This window comes from Shewanella sairae, assembly GCF_023283535.1.
Classification (GTDB): Bacteria; Pseudomonadota; Gammaproteobacteria; order Enterobacterales; family Shewanellaceae; genus Shewanella; species Shewanella sairae.
The window spans coordinates 1-554 of sequence record NZ_JAKILT010000225.1 but is presented as its reverse complement, the minus strand read 5'-3'; the positions used below and the strand labels follow the sequence as shown (position 1 = coordinate 554).

Sequence of the window (554 nt, the reverse complement as noted above, 5' to 3'; positions counted from 1 at the left end):
GACCGCTCGTTTCTGGTTAGTGGTGAGGCGGGGACGATACGTAGTCATAGGATGTTCTCAGAATGGGATTTGTTCTGAGATTATCTAAACTTTTCCCCTCAAGGAATCCGTCTTATATTGATCGCTTACTTTTCAACAGCTAAGCAAGCAGCAGCATATGTTGGCCTGACGCCTAAGCTAAATGAATCAGGTTCGTTTAAAGGGAGAACGACACTGAGCAAAATTGGCCCATCCAGAATTCGATCTAAAATATTTTTAGCAGCAGTTAGTGCTGGAACACATAACCCAGATATTAAAGCGCAAAAGAATCGACTTTTAGCCGCAGGGAAAACAAAGATGCAAGCTTTAGGTGCGGCAATGAGAAAGCTAATTCAAATTTGTTTTGGTGTGATAAAGAACCAAACAAGGTATCAATCACTATTAGCTTTAAATTAGGTTTGTACTCGGCTCTGAGAGATGGTATCTACAAACACCTAACGCCTTTAGCAGCGACTGCCTAAACTTGTTATGAGTTTTACTGATTTTGAAATACACGCTCTACAAGACTTGCGCCT

At 41.2% G+C, this 554-nt stretch carries 1 pseudogene; it reads left to right on the top strand.

What is annotated here, in order from left to right:
- Positions 1-129 precede the first annotated feature (129 nt).
- Positions 130-435: pseudogene (locus tag L2748_RS24315) on the top strand (transposase); the annotation flags it as partial.
- Positions 436-554: the final 119 nt, after the last annotated feature.